This window comes from Maribacter sp. 4U21, assembly GCF_002742365.1.
Taxonomy (GTDB): domain Bacteria; phylum Bacteroidota; class Bacteroidia; order Flavobacteriales; family Flavobacteriaceae; genus Maribacter.
Genome location: NZ_MDGN01000001.1, coordinates 1 through 15,976 on the forward strand (window position 1 = coordinate 1; position 15,976 = coordinate 15,976).

Annotated in this window: 16 protein-coding genes and 1 pseudogene; 8 read left to right on the top strand and 9 right to left on the bottom strand. The window is 39.4% G+C overall.

What is annotated here, in order from left to right; translation table 11 throughout:
• Positions 1-295: 295 nt before the first annotated feature.
• From BFP77_RS00005 to BFP77_RS16870, 5 genes are all read right to left on the bottom strand, one after another.
• Positions 296-2,350 (bottom strand): hypothetical protein, encoded by a 2,055-nt coding sequence (locus BFP77_RS00005; protein ID WP_143751800.1) that lies wholly within the window; start codon positions 2,348-2,350, stop codon positions 296-298.
• A gap of 313 nt (positions 2,351-2,663) precedes the next feature.
• A complete protein-coding gene (locus BFP77_RS00010) occupies positions 2,664-3,191 on the bottom strand; it encodes a hypothetical protein (RefSeq protein WP_099572042.1) in 528 nt (175 codons plus the stop codon).
• A 148-nt stretch (positions 3,192-3,339) separates the two neighbouring features.
• Positions 3,340-4,224, bottom strand: a complete 885-nt coding sequence (locus tag BFP77_RS00015) for a hypothetical protein (protein ID WP_099572043.1) — start codon at positions 4,222-4,224, stop codon at positions 3,340-3,342.
• A 33-nt stretch (positions 4,225-4,257) separates the two neighbouring features.
• Positions 4,258-5,343, bottom strand: coding sequence for a hypothetical protein (locus BFP77_RS00020; RefSeq protein WP_143751801.1), 1,086 nt, complete (start codon positions 5,341-5,343; stop codon positions 4,258-4,260).
• Between the two features lie 103 nt (positions 5,344-5,446).
• Complete coding sequence (locus BFP77_RS16870) at positions 5,447-5,605, bottom strand: hypothetical protein (protein WP_180272270.1); 159 nt, start codon at positions 5,603-5,605, stop codon at positions 5,447-5,449.
• A 275-nt stretch (positions 5,606-5,880) separates the two neighbouring features.
• Here BFP77_RS16870 and BFP77_RS00025 point away from each other — a divergent pair, with 275 nt between their 5' ends.
• The gene (locus BFP77_RS00025) at positions 5,881-6,948 is read left to right on the top strand and encodes a tyrosine-type recombinase/integrase (protein ID WP_099572045.1); all 1,068 of its coding nucleotides are present in this window, start codon (positions 5,881-5,883) and stop codon (positions 6,946-6,948) included.
• Positions 6,949-6,963: 15 nt separating this feature from the next.
• On the opposite strand, the gene BFP77_RS00030 is transcribed toward BFP77_RS00025, so the two are convergent.
• Positions 6,964-7,578 carry a hypothetical protein gene (locus BFP77_RS00030; protein ID WP_099572046.1) on the bottom strand — a complete coding sequence of 205 codons (615 nt, stop codon included), beginning with the start codon at positions 7,576-7,578 and terminating at the stop codon, positions 6,964-6,966.
• A 39-nt stretch (positions 7,579-7,617) separates the two neighbouring features.
• Positions 7,618-8,844: a DNA (cytosine-5-)-methyltransferase gene (gene dcm, locus BFP77_RS00035; RefSeq protein WP_099572047.1), complete on the bottom strand. Its 1,227-nt coding sequence runs from the start codon at positions 8,842-8,844 to the stop codon at positions 7,618-7,620.
• Between the two features lie 129 nt (positions 8,845-8,973).
• Here dcm and BFP77_RS00040 point away from each other — a divergent pair, with 129 nt between their 5' ends.
• Complete coding sequence (locus tag BFP77_RS00040) at positions 8,974-10,158, top strand: C40 family peptidase (RefSeq protein ID WP_099572048.1); 1,185 nt, start codon at positions 8,974-8,976, stop codon at positions 10,156-10,158.
• Between the two features lie 92 nt (positions 10,159-10,250).
• On the opposite strand, the gene BFP77_RS00045 is transcribed toward BFP77_RS00040, so the two are convergent.
• Together BFP77_RS00045 and BFP77_RS00050 are read right to left on the bottom strand one after the other, a co-directional pair.
• On the bottom strand, positions 10,251-11,231 hold the full coding sequence (locus BFP77_RS00045) for an MBL fold metallo-hydrolase (RefSeq protein WP_099572049.1): 981 nt from the start codon (positions 11,229-11,231) through the stop codon (positions 10,251-10,253).
• Positions 11,231-12,745: a S10 family peptidase gene (locus BFP77_RS00050; protein ID WP_099572050.1), complete on the bottom strand. Its 1,515-nt coding sequence runs from the start codon at positions 12,743-12,745 to the stop codon at positions 11,231-11,233. The genes BFP77_RS00045 and BFP77_RS00050 overlap by 1 nt, the downstream gene beginning before the upstream one ends.
• An 88-nt stretch (positions 12,746-12,833) precedes the next feature.
• On the opposite strand from BFP77_RS00050, the gene BFP77_RS17075 reads away from it, so the two are divergent.
• From BFP77_RS17075 to BFP77_RS00075, 6 genes and pseudogenes are all read left to right on the top strand, one after another.
• Positions 12,834-13,187, top strand: a complete 354-nt coding sequence (locus BFP77_RS17075; RefSeq protein ID WP_218963436.1) for a DUF5009 domain-containing protein — start codon at positions 12,834-12,836, stop codon at positions 13,185-13,187.
• 7 nt (positions 13,188-13,194) lie between these two features.
• The gene (locus BFP77_RS00055; RefSeq protein WP_218963437.1) at positions 13,195-13,941 is read left to right on the top strand and encodes a DUF5009 domain-containing protein; all 747 of its coding nucleotides are present in this window, start codon (positions 13,195-13,197) and stop codon (positions 13,939-13,941) included.
• Positions 13,942-14,054: 113 nt separating this feature from the next.
• A pseudogene (locus BFP77_RS00060) lies at positions 14,055-14,813 on the top strand (3-keto-disaccharide hydrolase); the annotation flags it as partial.
• 19 nt (positions 14,814-14,832) lie between these two features.
• On the top strand, positions 14,833-15,378 hold the full coding sequence (locus BFP77_RS00065) for a DinB family protein (RefSeq protein WP_180272271.1): 546 nt from the start codon (positions 14,833-14,835) through the stop codon (positions 15,376-15,378).
• 58 nt (positions 15,379-15,436) lie between these two features.
• A complete protein-coding gene (locus tag BFP77_RS00070) occupies positions 15,437-15,679 on the top strand; it encodes a hypothetical protein (RefSeq protein WP_099572052.1) in 243 nt (80 codons plus the stop codon).
• A complete protein-coding gene (locus BFP77_RS00075) occupies positions 15,661-15,975 on the top strand; it encodes a type II toxin-antitoxin system RelE/ParE family toxin (protein ID WP_099572053.1) in 315 nt (104 codons plus the stop codon). The genes BFP77_RS00070 and BFP77_RS00075 overlap by 19 nt, the downstream gene beginning before the upstream one ends.
• Position 15,976 lies beyond the last annotated feature (1 nt).

A 15,976-nucleotide genomic window follows, 5' to 3' on the forward strand; every position in this document is an offset into this window, starting at 1 on the left:
TTGTCTATAATCCTTACGGAATTCTCATCGGAGATCATATCCTCCAGACAAGTGGTGTAGAGGGTAAGTTGGGTGCGGGATTGTTTATGTCGATAGTCCATGACATAAAGATCGGATCAAAAAATGAATCCCACAAGATCAAGTCGAAATAATTCGGGGTTTTGAGACAGTCTGACGGTCTAGTATAAGAATAGTAGCGGATTTACACGCGCTAACTTTTCAGTTTAACACAGATTTTTTTTATATTCACTTACTTTGATTTTAGCGATTAAACCGCTATTATTTTTATACATTGTTAGCTACTGGGCTTTTTTAGTTCTTTTAATTCATCAGGTACATTTAATTCAGACTTAAAACTCTTTACATTACTGTGATTCCAGTATTTGTCTTTAATTAGGTACAGCACTATGGCGATAAATATAAAGGACAAAATGGAAAGAATATTTCCAATTATAAAGTCAGATTGCCAATTCTTAAACCTTTGTATCGCTCCATCAATATCCCAATTTGATTGATATAATAGGAAAATTCCAATACATACAAATATTACAAGGCTAATGAAAAATAGTATCCAACTTTTTCTACGCCATTTTTTAACCTCATTAACAATCCAAGCCTCTCTTTTTATTCGTCTTGTCTCGTTTTTTTCGTCAAACAATTGATTTTTTAATTTATCTGCCTGGGAAGTTTTTTCTGCTATTATCGAATCAATTGACTTACTTTTATCATCATACTCTTTCTTACTTTTTTCAAGATTATCAGTTCTTAATGATAAATTATTAAAAACCTTTTCTAAGTTTTTAATTCTTGATTCTTCAATCTCCTTTTGTTTTCTCGCCTCGTCCTCTAATCGCTTTATGAACTCTTCTTTATTCTGTTCTGCAAGCAAGTTTAGGGATTCAATATCTTTTAGTTGTTTGTTTGTAATTCTAGTTGCCACACGAACAATGTCTTCATCGCTGATTTTTTCTTCTGCATACTTATGAATATTGTCATCTAGCTCCCTTAGAATCTTCGCTTTTGGAAGATTTTGACTCAAGGTAAGAGCAATTGTAGAAGTAAGCCCAATTTCAGCTAAGTCTTCTCCATCAATCGAATTGGTTATTTGAGGATTACTTAACCAAAGAATGTTTAGTAAGTCGTCCGCCTTTATGGTTTCAGGCTGAAAACCTTCTCTTAAATGAAAATTTTCGCCTTCTAAAGTCGCAGTATTATTAACAAACCAAGCATTAACTTTATCGAAATCTTTAATTCTCTTATTCTTTCGTTCTTTCCTTATGAAAAGTACAGCCATAGCATCGTGAAGTGCTGCAATTTTTGCTGACCTATATTCTAAAAGGTTTTTGTAATCATCAGTAAACTTTGCTTCATTCTTCAATTTCTCAGTATATGGAATTGTTGAAATACCAAATTCTTTAAGTGATGCTTCAACATTATCTGCAATTCTTTCTAGGTCGGCTTTAGAGAGATTGCGTCTTTCACAAGCATTGTAAACGTCTTCCGTATTTACCTTTTTCTGTAGAAATGATTTGTCAAAATACTCTGCTTTTTTCTCTAGCAGGTTGGTTGTTTCGTTAATGGTATCTATTAGTACCATAACTTTGAACCCTTGTTGTTTTGCTATTTTTATTAAGGTTCTACAAGTGTGAGTTGATTCAGGTGTATTTAAGTCTAGTAAGCCAACAATAAAATTAGTGTCTAGTAATAATGTTACTTCACGTTTAGCTTCGTCAGGCGCGTATTCTATGTAACCAGAAATAATTGAACCTAAATATATATTCTTAATTTTCTCGTAGACTTGGGGAATTCGCTTGAAGAAATCTATAAACTGTGCCTCGGCTGTAAAATCTTCTCCATTATTGTCTTGGCTGTGAGAGAGATATTTGGAAAGATTAAACTTGTTCTTTTCAATGAAATTGAATATAGATTCACTATTATTTATCTCTAAATCAGAATTTTTACAAAATTGTTCAAAGAGTTTCTCTAATTCTTCAATGTCTTGTTCCTGTTCTTCTAATACTTCATCAAATTCATCAAAAGTGTACTCGTTAACACTAAAGGAAAGGTCTTTATGAAGAACGAAACGAGTTGTATCTTCATCATTTACTTCGGCACATATAGCATCGAGTATTTTTTTTAATGCCGGAACAGGGAAGTCAAGTCCATAAAGTTCATCCGTTACATTTTTGATTTCGAGTATGCTTTTACCTTTATGAATTCCCTTAGAGTTCATATATGATAAAGCTCTTTTTACTAACGGAATAAAAATATCAATTGGTCCTTTGGCCAAAGTCCCTGTGTTTCTGATATGGGCTAGAAGACTATATGTTGTTGCTCTTTCTTTGTTCATTAATGATTTTATGAGTTTTGTTTTCTGCCTTGTAGCTAACGGTTGGGCTAAGCGTAGTGCGGTGGTAAGGAAACTTTTCGTTTGCGTCTGCGCACAAAGCTAAAGCTTTTGGTTTTGCTTTTTCTTTTTTTGTCCAAAGCTAAATCCCAAAGATTTAGCGACTTCATAAATATAGACAGACCCTTCGGTTTTGCCCTGAAGTCCGCATTACGTTTAGGTTTTGTTGGCGTTAGTTTTTTTCGTTCGAGTAAGCCGATTCTCTTGCATTTCGCTTTTTTGTTTCATTTGAGTGAAAAGTCCATCTGTGCAACGGTTACGCTCGATTCCTGTCCAAAAGGGTTTTGTTTATTTGGTTGTTGGATGTTTTCAGTCCTTTTGCAAGCTTTTTTAGTGTCCGATAATTTTCTGCGTTATCTGGTAAAAAACCAAGGATATTTTTCTCGATTTCCATTACGATATAGTTTTGAGTTTTGTTTACTGTGAGTATTGAATCCAGAAATTTTCGCTCGATTTGAATTTTCAAAGTATTCTCTGTTCTATCAAGAATTTTTAGTTTCGCAAATGGATTTTTAATCAATTCATTTATTTTATTCCAGTTTTCGTTACTGTTCTCTACCATTATAGAATGTCTTGATTCCAAAAAGTCCACGTACTCAATTTCGTTATACTTTTCATAATCGAATAGTTGCCAAAACACGATTCCAAACGAGCCGACAAATCCAGCAATTACTGGTACGACCCAATTATTCAGGTCAAATCCGTTTATGAGGGCCCAAAAACCAAATCCGATTGGGAAAAGTAGAATGGTTTTTAAAATGAATTTTGTTGTCTTGTTTTCCATTTTTTCAAAATTAACGCCAACGTGTTTGTGTATGATTTCGTTGCGTGAGACCTAAGATAGCAAATAAAGAGAAACCCATTATTCAGCAGCAATGGTTTTCCGAAAGGAAAATCAGACGCAATGAATTATACACGTTGTTGTGGGTAGTTTATTGTTTCTGCTGCTGAAACTTTTTTACTTTACTCATATATTCCTCATCATCAACATCAATTAATTCGATTTTTCCACTATTTTTCAGGGTGTCGTATAATTCTACAAAAAGAGCAATGTCTTCATCACTAAAATTACTTTCTTCTTTTAATTGTTCAGGATTTACCTTTGCGATAGTTGCAACGGATAACCAATCTGCTAAAATAAAATGTGGATGTTCTTTAGCATCCTTGAAACTTTTCAAATCTTCACTATAATCTGCGAGATTGGCGATGTGAAATTCGAAGCCATATTTGAGATTATTTTCCCACATAGTAGCGATGTTGGAATTATCAGCTATTTGGTTCATTAATTGCATACTTTCTTCTGTATTTCCGGGAAGAAAATCAAGTGCAAATATTATTCTTTCATTTCCACCTTGTTTTTTAGCGAAATTGCAGAAGCGGAGTCCTATTAGGGCAAGCATATTCGCATATACACTGAGTCCTAGGGCATGTTTCAAATCAAATGTGTAATCTTTCCAGATAAATTTTTTAGGCTGTTTATCAACCAGTTCCCATTCAGCACCAATTTTTGGTCTAGCAACATTTATTGAGTTACAAGCCCAGTGAACAAAATTGCCTTTCATTTTTCCAATTATTGAAACTGAATAAATGTCAATTAAGTTATTCTTTATTTCATTAGTTAACTTTATTACACTTTGAATTTTTCTTTTCCTTCTGGTTTTTTTGTACTGTTTGTATTTGAATTCACCTTTTATTTCAGCAACAATTCCTGTAAAACTTAAACATAAGTCTTTAGTCACATCAATTGATTCAGATGGTTTTGAATCAAGGAATACAACTAAATCCTTATCACTTAAGTGTACTAATTCTGTTTTCATTCAAATTACTTAGAACGGTTGGTGTATGGGTAGTTATTTTTCAGAATTTAATTCAATTATTTTTATAAATTCTTTCATATAGTCAAAGAAATCTATGGTTTCACCATTAGCTTGAGCAGCAACAAAAGCAATTCCACTACTATCTAATTCTATTGATTTTGGCCAAGAAAGACGATAAACTTCTCCTTTGGTATCTTTCTTTATACATTTAACATTGATTTTGTCGTCATGATTTCTACCAATTCCGTACCAACCAAAATCAGCAATTTCTTTTGGTTCAGGGATTTCTTCTGGTTTTCCGAACCTTACTAACTCCATGCCTCCTCGATATACAGAGTTTATACCTATTGTACCTTTAATTTCTTTTATGTTTTTAAATAAAGTTGAAATAGGAACACCTTTTTTTGGTGTATGTTTTTCGCAGGTAACATATGAACAAAGACGGACAAATTTTATCAAATCAAATTTGAACCCTTCTTTTACATTACCTCCAACCGGAGGACTAAAAGGTATAGCTTGTTCAGTCAGTAACGATTCAAATAAAACTTTTATTCTATGCCCTGCTTCGAATAAAAATATAAGAGGAAGCGCTTTTGCTCGCATATTTAAAAGCTTGTCTTTATCGCTATTGTTTTCAATAATTATTCCATCTAGTTTGCTAGCGTGAGCAAAATATTGACTAATCATATCATAGAATAGTTCAAATTCACTGTCCATTGAGTTTGCAAATTCAGTAAACTTTTGAGTTGCACCTTTTCTAGTATTTAGGTTATTTGAACTTAACTCTGTAATTAAATCTTCAATTCCGTGTGGAGATGTAGAATGCAAAGTCCAAATTAGTGAGACTCTTTCCAAAATTGCTCGGAGTGAATATAGCGAAAAATAGGCTCTGTTATTTCCCGCAATTACTAGAGCAGTTTTGTATAAATTCACCATGTTAGTTAGAAATGGTCTAACATCGTCTGAACACTTAATTAGAGTTTGATGTTTGTCAATCCATTCCCCTTGAATATTAATTACTTCTGGAAGGAGACCAAACCATTTAGATTTATATGGTTCTTTATTGAAAAATGCAAAAAGAGGTAATTCTAATAATGGAAGGATTTTAGATTTAGACATTGAATTTGTGTTCGCCTTTTTCCTTAGCTGCTTTCGTTTATTCTTTCTTCTTCTATTTCTATTTCTATTTCGACTCATTAAGATTCTGCGATTGCTGCTCTAATTACCCACAACGGTTGGAGTATTTGTTCAGTTCGGCGTTAGCCGTATTGTATGAATACTCCTGTTGTGTGCAGTAAATATAACGCATTGCCTTGAAGCCTTCAAATGGCATATGCGCCGTATTTACGGAGTCACTTCTCTTCCACAGTGTAACTCTCATACGATTCATCGAAAAACTTGGCCCCCTGGAACACCAGGGTCCACCATCCTTTTTTACCTTCTCCTTAAAACCACCTTAGCAAAAGAACGATGACCTTTGTAAAGAGAAGTTATTGCACAGCAACTCGTTTATAAGTCTGTATATCTAATAATTTCCCAAAAGGTACAAAATATATCAAATAGCCCGTAAATAATAGTTTAATATTAAATAAACGTACATGCATTTTGTATAAGTTATTATGTATATTTAATGCACGATTTATATAAAATGAACGTATGATATTATCCAACTATATATACCAAACATATGAACACAAGGGTAAAAACGTAATCTTAGTTCAATTTGCTTTCGACAATGCCTTAAAACAGGCTTTAAAAAAACGCTTTCCATCTGCCAGATGGAGCGCTAGTAAAAAATCATGGTACCTACCCGATCTGCCAGCGGTAAGAAGGGAATTGCAAATGCAAGAAAAAAATACAGTCCTAGGTAAAGCCCTTAGTATACACCCGGTAAACCAAGATGCGTACCGTGCGCTAAACGAGCAGTTAATGCTCAAGGACTATAGTAAGAGCACCATTACCATTTATTTGGCGGAGTTTTACCATTTGCTCAAACTTTTAGACGATTATCCGGTCCAGGACTTGAACCCTAAGCGGCTTAAGGATTATTTTTTATACTGTATCCGTGTAGAAAAAATGGGAGAACGCAAGCTTAACGGTAAAATCAACGCTGTAAAGTTCTATTTTGAACAGGTGTTGCACAGACCAAAGATGTTCTTTGATATACCCCGCCCTAAAAAAGCCGCTAGTTTACCAATAATGCTGAGTAAGACCGAGGTAAAAAAACTTTTTAATGTCACCCAAAACCTAAAACATAAAATAGCCCTTCAACTATGTTACGGTATGGGACTTCGGGTTTCTGAAGTGGTCAATTTAAAAATTGAACATATAGATAGTAAAAGAATGGTGGTGCATGTAGTTGGCGCAAAAGGTAAAAAAGATAGGTACGTACCCCTGCCAAAATCTATTCTGCCCAAGTTGCGCGAGTATTATTTAACCTTTAAACCCAAAACGTATCTGTTCGAAGGGCAATACGGTGGACCATATGGAAAATCTAGCTTACAGCAAGTTTTTAGACTTGCTATGAGAAAAGCGAACATTCATAAAAAAATCGGTATTCATGGCCTGCGCCACAGTTACGCAACACATTTATTGGAGGCCGGCGCGGATATGCGTTTTATTCAAGAGCTGTTAGGGCATAATAGCATAAAGACCACACAGGTATATACCAAGGTATCTCCGCGTAGCCTATCTAAAGTACAAAGTCCGCTAGATACCATGTAACATAACGGGTACCGTTCAGACCAATCGTTTGGCAATGCCGTTGACCGTTAAAAAATCTAGTTTTAGGATAAGGTTTATGGGCTTTTCCGCTTTTTGCAGATTAGAAAAATAGAGATAGCCTTCCTTTTTAGCATGCAGTTGCGCTAGTGTTTGCTTGGCACTCTTACCTGGATGCTTTTTTATTACTTGGTCCAACGACTGCCTTGTAATGCCTTTGGATGCTAAGAAAGCAAGTAACTTTTTCCGGTTCACCAAAGTAATTTTACAAGAGGTAAAGGTATTGGGGCTATCCTCGTAAATTGCTGTGACCAGTGCATAGAAATCGGTTTTCTTGGCAGTATCAAAAAGCCAACCCTCCCTTACCCGTTCTTTTTTTTGATATTCGATTTCAAAGGCAAAAGTGGGTAGGTCATCATTAATATAATCTAGCTGTGCCTTCTCATCAATGCCATACTTTTCGCCAGTGGTCTTATGGGTAAAAACAACATCAATGCCCTTTAATTGCAAGTCGTAAGAGGAAATACGCTTAAAGCGGTAATGCTTTAGGTGTATGGTATACATGCGGTCTAGCAGCGGAAACAACTGCTGTTCCTTTTTTAAATCTGCCTTAAAAGTGCTTTTCAACGCCATGTTTTGAGTTTCCTGCCAAAGACTGTTATCGTATGAAGACTATTGGCCGATTTTTTCGTAGAGCGATTTTCCAAGTCGTTCCACGACCCCTACCACAAGGGCATTGCCCATAAAGAAAGCCCGCTTTGCATCACTAATTCCTTCCAAATAAGTGTGATGGTCCGGAAACATGTTCAACCGCTCCAGTTCCAAAGGGGTTAGTCTTCGCAATCCCTTTGACGTTTGCACCACATGCTTAAACCGTGAAGGGCTTTTACCCCCCTCTCCCGTTATAATGGTCCGTGATGGCCTGTCTAACGCATCCGGAAACTGCATACTCCCTTCGCTGTAGTTGTAAGAGAATCCGTTTTTGGCGGTACGCAATTCTTTTTTGGACCCTTTTAAATAGGCCCATTTTTCAATGTCCTCTGGAGCAATATAAAATTCTGGTGGCACTTGGTCACGTGTTAAGATATCGGCCAGTACGGTATGTTCCCCATCAAATTCCGGAAAGGTTTTACCGGTAAAGACCTGTCCGTTGATGCACATGCCCGAATTTTGGAAAGGGGATAGTTTTTCACCGGCATTGAACTGCTCTGAAAGTTGTACCAAGTCCGGCTCTAGTGCAAACCTTTTTTGGTTTTCTATAACTGCACTAATAGGAAAAGCACTGGCAACGGTACCCTCCGAGCTTAGCCATGCTTTGGGGTCCGTTACTTGCAGGCGGTCATAAACCACACCGGTCCTGTGGTAACCCAGTAGAAAGACACGTCTTCTACGTTGGGGCATACCGTAGTCCGCCGCATTGATAACCCGCCACTCTACCGCATAGCCCAAGCTATCCAAACTCCGCAGCATTACGGCAAAATCCCTGCCCCGCTGGCTAGAGGGCGACTTTAGCAGGCGGTCTACATTTTCCAGAAAGAGGTATTTAGGCGGATGTTTTTTCTCGGACAGGATACGGTGTATGCTCCACCACAAGACCCCTTTTTTTCCCAAAAGTCCTTTGGAGTTCTGCAAGGTGGTGGCCACGGAGTAGTCTTGGCAGGGAAAACCGCCTACCAGAAAATCCGCATCGGGAATTTTGTCCGTGGGAACTTCTTCGATAGACGTATTACTGTGGTTTTTGGGCCCGAACCTAGCTTCATAGACCATGGACGCATGCTGTGTTTTGGTGCTGGGTTCCCACTGGTTGCTCCATACCACCTCGTAACCGCCGGTTTGTTCCAGACCCAACCGAAAACCCCCAACACCCGCAAAAAGCTCTATGACCTTTAATTTTTTCATGGAACGCTAATTTAGCTAAATTGGGTTTCATATCCCCTATTACATCTTAAGGCAGCACTACCGCAAACTAATTATTATGACCAATGGTAGCTAACGGCCTATTACTTATTTTTACTAAAAATTTACGGCATGTACTATAAATCGGTCTTACTGCTCTTAACGGTAATTTTTCTATTTGGATGTAATCCGGAACCAGAAAAAAACAATGTAGCGCAAGAACATATAGAAGCTATCAAAAGGGAGGTCGCTCCAGATAAAAGAGTCGCCCTGTTCGCCGTGGAGGCCCTAAAGAAGAATGATAAGTTTATTTTGAAAGGGGAAAGCAACTTGCCGGGAGCGGTAAAAACACTTACCAATACCCTAACGGACAAGAATATTTCCTTCGTGGATAGCATCCGTCTACTTCCGTCAAAAGAATTGGGAGATAGCACAAGGGCAGTAATCAATATATCGGTCGCAAACTTACGGAGTAACCCAAAGCATTCGGCGGAATTGGCTACACAGGCTACCTTGGGTACGCCGGTAAAAGTGCTCAAAAAACAGGGAGATTGGTATTACATACAAACGCCGGACAATTATCTGTCATGGGTAGATAGGGGAGGCATTCGCTTAATGAACGCAGAACGTTTTGCACAATGGAAAGCTACGGACAAGGTGGTCTATACCAAAACCTATGGTCATGCCTATAATGCGGTAGACGAGAAGGAAATAATTTCGGATTTGGTCGCAGGAAATATACTTGAATTCGTTAAGTTAATGGATGGCTATTTTGTAGCGTCCTATCCTGATGGGCGTATTGCCCTGATTCGGTTAGATGAAGCCGAAAGTTATTTTGGATGGATAAAGGACAGGGTGCCGGATGCCGATAAATTGGTGGCTACTTCTAAAACGCTCATGGGTGTACCCTATTTATGGGGCGGTACCTCTACCAAAGGAATGGATTGCAGCGGCTTTACCAAAACCGTGTATTTTCTTAATGGCATGGTTATTCCACGCGATGCTTCACAACAAGTGCATACCGGAAAGCCCGTAGATTCGGTTCAGGATTTTAGTGCACTGCAACGGGGAGATTTATTGTTTTTTGGACGAAAAGCTACGGATACTACCGCAGAGAAAGTGGTACACGTAGGAATGTGGATAGGAAACAATGAGTTTATTCATGCGTCGGATATGGTACGCGTTAGTAGTATGGACCCCGAGGCTGATAATTTTGACGCACACAACAAAAACAGGTATTTGAGAACAAAGAGACTGTTGCGGGAAGAGGATGATGCCTTGGTTCGCCTGGCGCAGACGCCTTTGTTCAAAAATTGATGCGGTTCAACCTCAGGTTTCTTATAGTTGGTAAATTAGGATAGAGGACCAAGGCAAGGTCTAGCTGCCAATGTTTTAAATCATGGAATAAACTATAGCGGCAGCACCATACCTTTTCGGGCTACTTGGAAACCGCTTTGCAAAACTTCTTTGGTTTGCGGACTGTCTTCTCGCAGCAGCGGATTGGTGTGGTTAAAGTGGATAAAGAACACTTTCTTTTTATCCGAAGGGCTTAGGGACCGGAACAAATCCATACTTTCAATAACAAAAGGATGTGGAATCTCGGCGATGTCACGGGTATTGATTTCTTTTCCATCATAAAAAGTGGCATCCAAGAAAGCGTAGTCTACCTCAGCGATAAGTTTTTCTATTGGCGTTTCCCATACAGACCATTTATTAATATCCGGGATGAACAACGCAGTTTTGTTAGGGCCAACTATCCTATATCCCACGGTTTCCGAATACTCATCTCTGTGCGGCACCGTAAAGGGAATCACTTTTAATTGCGGGGTCAAGGACACTTCCTCTTGATGCGTTAAGGGACTAATTGAAATATTCCCGTCTTTGACCAATTGACTCCACGGGCCGTTATTTTCCAGATAGGATTTCATTTTGGGCATCGCAAAAACAGGAATTTGAGCCGCGTTCGTGGCTTCTTTTCCCAAATACATAAGGCCTGTATAATGCCCAATATGTGCATGGGTCAAAAAAATACCGTTTGGAAGTTCAGGGCTTGAAACATCCATAGCTGTTTTCAGAGCCTTGGTCTGTGCGGTAATATCCGGCGTAGCTTCAAAAAGGTAGGTTTTTTCGTTGTCCTGATCTAAGACGCCTAGAGAAACCACCTTTCTTCTACTGTTCTTATTTTCGAAAAGAGCGGCGCAACAATCTTTTTTGCAGGCAATATGTGGCGAGCCTGCATCCTGGGCAGTTCCTAGCACCATAACCGAAACACCTTCAGCTTTAGTATTTTTTTCAGCTGGTTCATTTGTTGTTACTGCAGCGCTATTTTCTGAATCCTTACACGCATACAGATAGAACAAGGCCAGGAATATCAAGGAGGCTAGACGCATTAGTCCCGGGTTAAAAATTTTCGGATGTCCTTGGCAAGCTTTTCCAAATCTGGCTGATGGGTATACATCATATGACCTCCTTCGTAATAGGTCATTTGTACACGGTCACTGACAATACCGTTTCTGGAGAAGGTGTATTCCGCATCAAAAAACGGAGTGATCAAATCGTAATATCCACTCGCGACCAATACCTTTAAATCGGTGTTCCTGCGCATGGCCTCGCCCAAATCACTAGCGGTGTTTACAGGGGTAGGTTCCCAATAACTCCCGTCCGGAACCGTTCTCCAGCGCCATTTCTGACCTATTTTTCCGTTAGAAGTAAGGTAGGGCCTGTCCATTGTTATGTTTAAATCGGATGCATAATAGTGGTTCAAAGCAGTAGTGTACGCTGCGCCAATCTGATAGCTTGCGGGATCCCCTAGCGTGGGCCTATCCGCCACCAAATCTGATTCTTCTCCCATAAAACGACCGTCTAACCTTCCAATGGTAAGTCCCTCATCGTATAACAATCGTTTCTGAAAACGGGGGACGAGAATCCTTAGGTTAGATTTTAGGATATAGGACTTGTCCAGACCGGTGAAATACACCAACTTATCCGCTATGGTTTCCCGTTCCGTTTTCGATAACAAATTACCTTTATAAAGGGCTGCCGCATAGCTATCGTATGTAAATTGCCGTGCTTTTTCAACAAATTGCTCCAAGCTTTTTCCCTGCCCCGCTTTTTTATGGTACCATGCCGTGGCCGCCATACTGGGGAGGTAGGTAAGGTAGGATGTAATATTATAATGGTCAGATGTAGAGCCCGCATAGTCCAAGGCCTGTGAAATCAATATCAAACCGTTGAGGGCCATGTTTTGGCCGTTACCTTCCAGTTCTTTAGCAACGGCTGCCGCCCTGGTAGTGCCAAAACTTTCACCGGCAATATATTTTGGGGACATCCATCGTTTGTTGTCCGTTATCCATTTGCGGATAAACTGGGTTACGGATTTGGCATCCTCCTTAAGACCCCAGTAGTCTTTTTCTTTACCCTTACCAATGACCCTACTATACCCTGTTCCCACAGGGTCTATGAAAACGAGGTCGGTGAGGTCCAAGAGTCCGTTTTCATTATTCTTCAAAAGGTAAGGTGCTGCGCCATCATCTTTCTTCGCTTCGGAATCCACGGACACCAATTTTGGACCAAAAAGCCCCATATGTAACCATACCGAGGCAGAACCAGGACCTCCGTTGAACACAAAAGTGACAGGACGTAAGGAGACACTATTTTTCAGCTCCTTTTGGGTATAGGCAACGGACCAAAAAGAGGCAACGGAATCTCCTTTTTCATTGGTCAGATACGTTTCTTTGGCAGTAGCTTTATAGGTAATGGACTTTCCTCCAAACACCCCTTGGTGATTCGTGATAAACGAGGCCGCTTTGGGAATGGGTTTTATGGGCTCCTCTTTTTTAGTTTGTTGCGAAAAAACAATAGTCGTAAAAAGAAGTAGATATAAAATAAGCGTACAATTTTTCATTTTAAAGGTATTTAAGGCCTGCTAAGGCAAGGCTTAAAAGTAATGATTTATCAGTATATTTAGCGGAAACCAATAAACCATTAGTAGGGTGTCACAGTTTGCGGAGAACGTATCCAAACGATTATGTTCTTTAGATGTTTTTCGGGGAATGACCATGTTCTTGTTAATTGCCGAGGCTGCTGGCTTTCATGAGCATTTTTCAACGGTAACCGAAGGAACGGTATTTTCCGGAATTGCACTGCAACTACATCACCATCCTTGGAACGGCCTACGGTTTTGGGACTTGATACAACCGTTCTTTATGTTCATCGTAGGGGTGGCCATGCCCTTCTCCCTCCGAAAAAGACTGGCCGCAGGAAACCAAAAAAAGGTAACCCTGCACATTCTCAGGCGCTGTGCGTTGCTTTTTTGTTTTGGGGGTCTTATTGCACTGTGTCTATAACCAAGCTTTGGTCTGGGAGCTATGGAACGTATTGGTGCAACTGGCTTTCACCATTCTTATAGCTTATGCCTTGATGAGGTTTCCCATGAAAACACAACTACTGGTATCGGTAGGGCTATTGGTTTTGACCGAGGTGCTTTACAGAATGTACAATCCGGCAGCACCTTACGTACAGGGGCACGATAGTTTTGGCGCTTTTATAGATATTTTGGTTATGGGCAAAGTAGACAGTGGGTATTGGGTGTTCGTTAATTTTATACCCACGGCGGCACACACCATATGGGGCGTGGTATGCGGCCAACTATTACTTTCCCACAGACCCGTAAAAGAAAAACTAAAGCTGTTCTTGGTCTTCGGTACGGTAGCACTGGTTTTGGGATTTGCACTGGACATATTGCAGATAACACCTATCGTTAAACGCATAGCAACCACATCCTTTTCCTTGGCTTCAGGAGGTTTTGCCATTTTGGTGCTTGCCTTTTTCTATTGGATGATAGATGTGAAGCATCGAAAGGGTAAATGGCTTTCTGTTTTTTCTGTTGTTGGCACCAATGCTATCTTTATCTATCTGTTTTCTGAAACGGTAGGCGTTCAGTGGTTTCGGGATTTTGGAGCGATATGGGCAGAGGGGCTTTTGAGCCCCATAGGAGTTCCTACAGATTGGATGGCCCTTATCAATGCCCTTTTGGTGTTATTCATTTTTTGGTATATCACCTACTTTTTAGACAGGCACAAGATTTATTTTAAAGTTTGATGAACATGAGAACAAAGAAAATTTTGGCTTGTTTGCTTTTGAGCATTCTGTTTTTAAGTTTTGGGTCTAGCAAGAAGTTGTATGTAGAAGAGGATTGAGAAGCACTTTTTAACGGAGAAAACTTAACTGGCTGGACGACCAACATTCAACATTATGAGGTAGGCGATAATCATGGCAACACTTTTCGTGCGGAGGACGGTATGATAAAAGTGCGTTACGACGAATATGAGGCTGACTTTAATGATCGATTTGGTCATCTTTATTATGATGAGCCCTACGCCTATTTTCACTTGTCCATGGAATACCGCTTTGTAGGAGACGTTCATCCTGGGGCTCCCATATTTGTGAAGAAGAACGGTGGCGTCATGTTCCATTCCCAAGACCCAAGGACCATGCCTAAGGAACAGAATTGGCCCATATCGGTAGAAATGCAGTTTTTGGCAGGCTTGGATGACGGAAAAGAACGACCCACAGGAAATATGTGTTCTTCAGGTGCCGATGTGGTTTTTAAAGGAAAAATAGACGACAGACACTGCATAAGGTCCAGTTCTGCAACTTTCTATGGCAATGATTGGGTAAAAGCGGAACTTGTAGTTTTAGGTGATTCATTGGTGATCCATTATATAAGTGGCAAGAAAGTACTAGAGTATACCCAACCGCAGATAGGTGGTGAGGTGGTAGAAAGGCACGACCCTAATATGAAAAAGGACGGCACCTTGTTAAAAAATGGATTTATTGCATTGCAGAGTACAGGTAAGCCTATAGATTTTAGGAACATTAAAATAAAGAACCTAGAAAGGTGCATGAATCCCAAAGCCAAGAACTATGGTCGGCACTATATCAAATCGAATGAAGACCGCTGTGTCTTTTAAACAACATCAAAGCAATATTATGAAAAGAATAGGTGAGCTAATGATATGTGGCATTGCCCTTTTACTCTGCCACACGGTCATGGGGCAGCAGGAGCAAGTGCCCAAAACTGCTTTTACCAAGATGTATCTTCCGGTATGGTTAGCGGCTAGATCGCACTGTCTAGAGGTGGCCCAGGCAATGCCAGAAGAGATGTACGGCTATCAACCTACGGGAGAAAGTAAAACCTTTGGCGAGCAAATAGTTCATATTGGTTATACGATTGAGTTACTGACAAGGAGGTACGTACAAGGGCAAGAAGTAAAACCCAATATGCCGGATGCCAGTAAAATGAGCAAGAAAGAAATAATAGCTCTTTTGGAACAAGGATTTGATTACACGGAAAATGTAGTACGTACTATTGAACAAGAAACGCTGGACGAGACCTGCAAAATGTACCATAGCGGCAATACGGTAAGTCGTGCTTTTGCTTTGTTCTACGTGCAGGACCATCTCACGAACCATAGGGCCAAAGCCAATCTCTATCTGAGAATGAAGGGTATTGAACCTCCAGCATATACTTGGTAGTTGTACAACATTATGCGAATTCATCAAATTTTAAGATATTTACATAAAGGGAAATTAAATGGCAACTGTAGATAAAATACGGAATGGATTAATTGACAAAATCCTAACCATACGTAACAAAGAGTTTTTAAAGGCACTTGATCAGATTATTTCTTCAAGTTCATCTGAGACTGAAATCGTTGAACTTTCGGATGAGCAAAAGCAAATGTTGGAAATGAGTGAGGATGACATTGCAAACGGAAGACTGATTTCGCAGAACGAAATGGACAAACGGAATCTTGAATGGCTAAACGCAATGTAATCTGGACAAAAACAGCTGACCTTCAATTTGTTGGAATTCTTGAATATTGGGCAAAGAGAAATAAGTCCCCCATATATTCGAAGAAATTAATTCTATTGGTTGCTCAGCGTACAAATCAAATCGCTAAATCACCTTTAACCTATAAATCTACTAACTTCAATGATATTAGGGTGGCCTCATTAGGTAATTTCAGTATCTATTACAAAATAACGGAAGAGTCAATTATAATAAGCGCTTTTTGGGATAATCGACAGGACCCAAAAAAATTATTGGAGATTCTACGTAGTGGAAAATAAC

Excerpts from the sequence above, each read along its gene's own strand:
- BFP77_RS00005 (WP_143751800.1), bottom strand. The coding sequence starts at position 2,350 with ATGAACAAAGAAAGAGCAACAACATATAGTCTTCTAGCCCATATCAGA.
- BFP77_RS00010 (WP_099572042.1), bottom strand. The coding sequence starts at position 3,191 with ATGGAAAACAAGACAACAAAATTCATTTTAAAAACCATTCTACTTTTC.
- BFP77_RS00015 (WP_099572043.1), bottom strand. The coding sequence starts at position 4,224 with ATGAAAACAGAATTAGTACACTTAAGTGATAAGGATTTAGTTGTATTC.
- BFP77_RS00020 (WP_143751801.1), bottom strand. The coding sequence starts at position 5,343 with ATGTCTAAATCTAAAATCCTTCCATTATTAGAATTACCTCTTTTTGCA.
- BFP77_RS16870 (WP_180272270.1), bottom strand. The coding sequence starts at position 5,605 with ATGAGAGTTACACTGTGGAAGAGAAGTGACTCCGTAAATACGGCGCAT.
- BFP77_RS00025 (WP_099572045.1), top strand. The coding sequence starts at position 5,881 with ATGATATTATCCAACTATATATACCAAACATATGAACACAAGGGTAAA.
- BFP77_RS00030 (WP_099572046.1), bottom strand. The coding sequence starts at position 7,578 with ATGGCGTTGAAAAGCACTTTTAAGGCAGATTTAAAAAAGGAACAGCAG.
- dcm (WP_099572047.1), bottom strand. The coding sequence starts at position 8,844 with ATGAAAAAATTAAAGGTCATAGAGCTTTTTGCGGGTGTTGGGGGTTTT.
- BFP77_RS00040 (WP_099572048.1), top strand. The coding sequence starts at position 8,974 with ATGTACTATAAATCGGTCTTACTGCTCTTAACGGTAATTTTTCTATTT.
- BFP77_RS00045 (WP_099572049.1), bottom strand. The coding sequence starts at position 11,231 with ATGCGTCTAGCCTCCTTGATATTCCTGGCCTTGTTCTATCTGTATGCG.
- BFP77_RS00050 (WP_099572050.1), bottom strand. The coding sequence starts at position 12,745 with ATGAAAAATTGTACGCTTATTTTATATCTACTTCTTTTTACGACTATT.
- BFP77_RS00065 (WP_180272271.1), top strand. The coding sequence starts at position 14,833 with ATGAAAAGAATAGGTGAGCTAATGATATGTGGCATTGCCCTTTTACTC.
- BFP77_RS00070 (WP_099572052.1), top strand. The coding sequence starts at position 15,437 with ATGGCAACTGTAGATAAAATACGGAATGGATTAATTGACAAAATCCTA.
- BFP77_RS00075 (WP_099572053.1), top strand. The coding sequence starts at position 15,661 with ATGGCTAAACGCAATGTAATCTGGACAAAAACAGCTGACCTTCAATTT.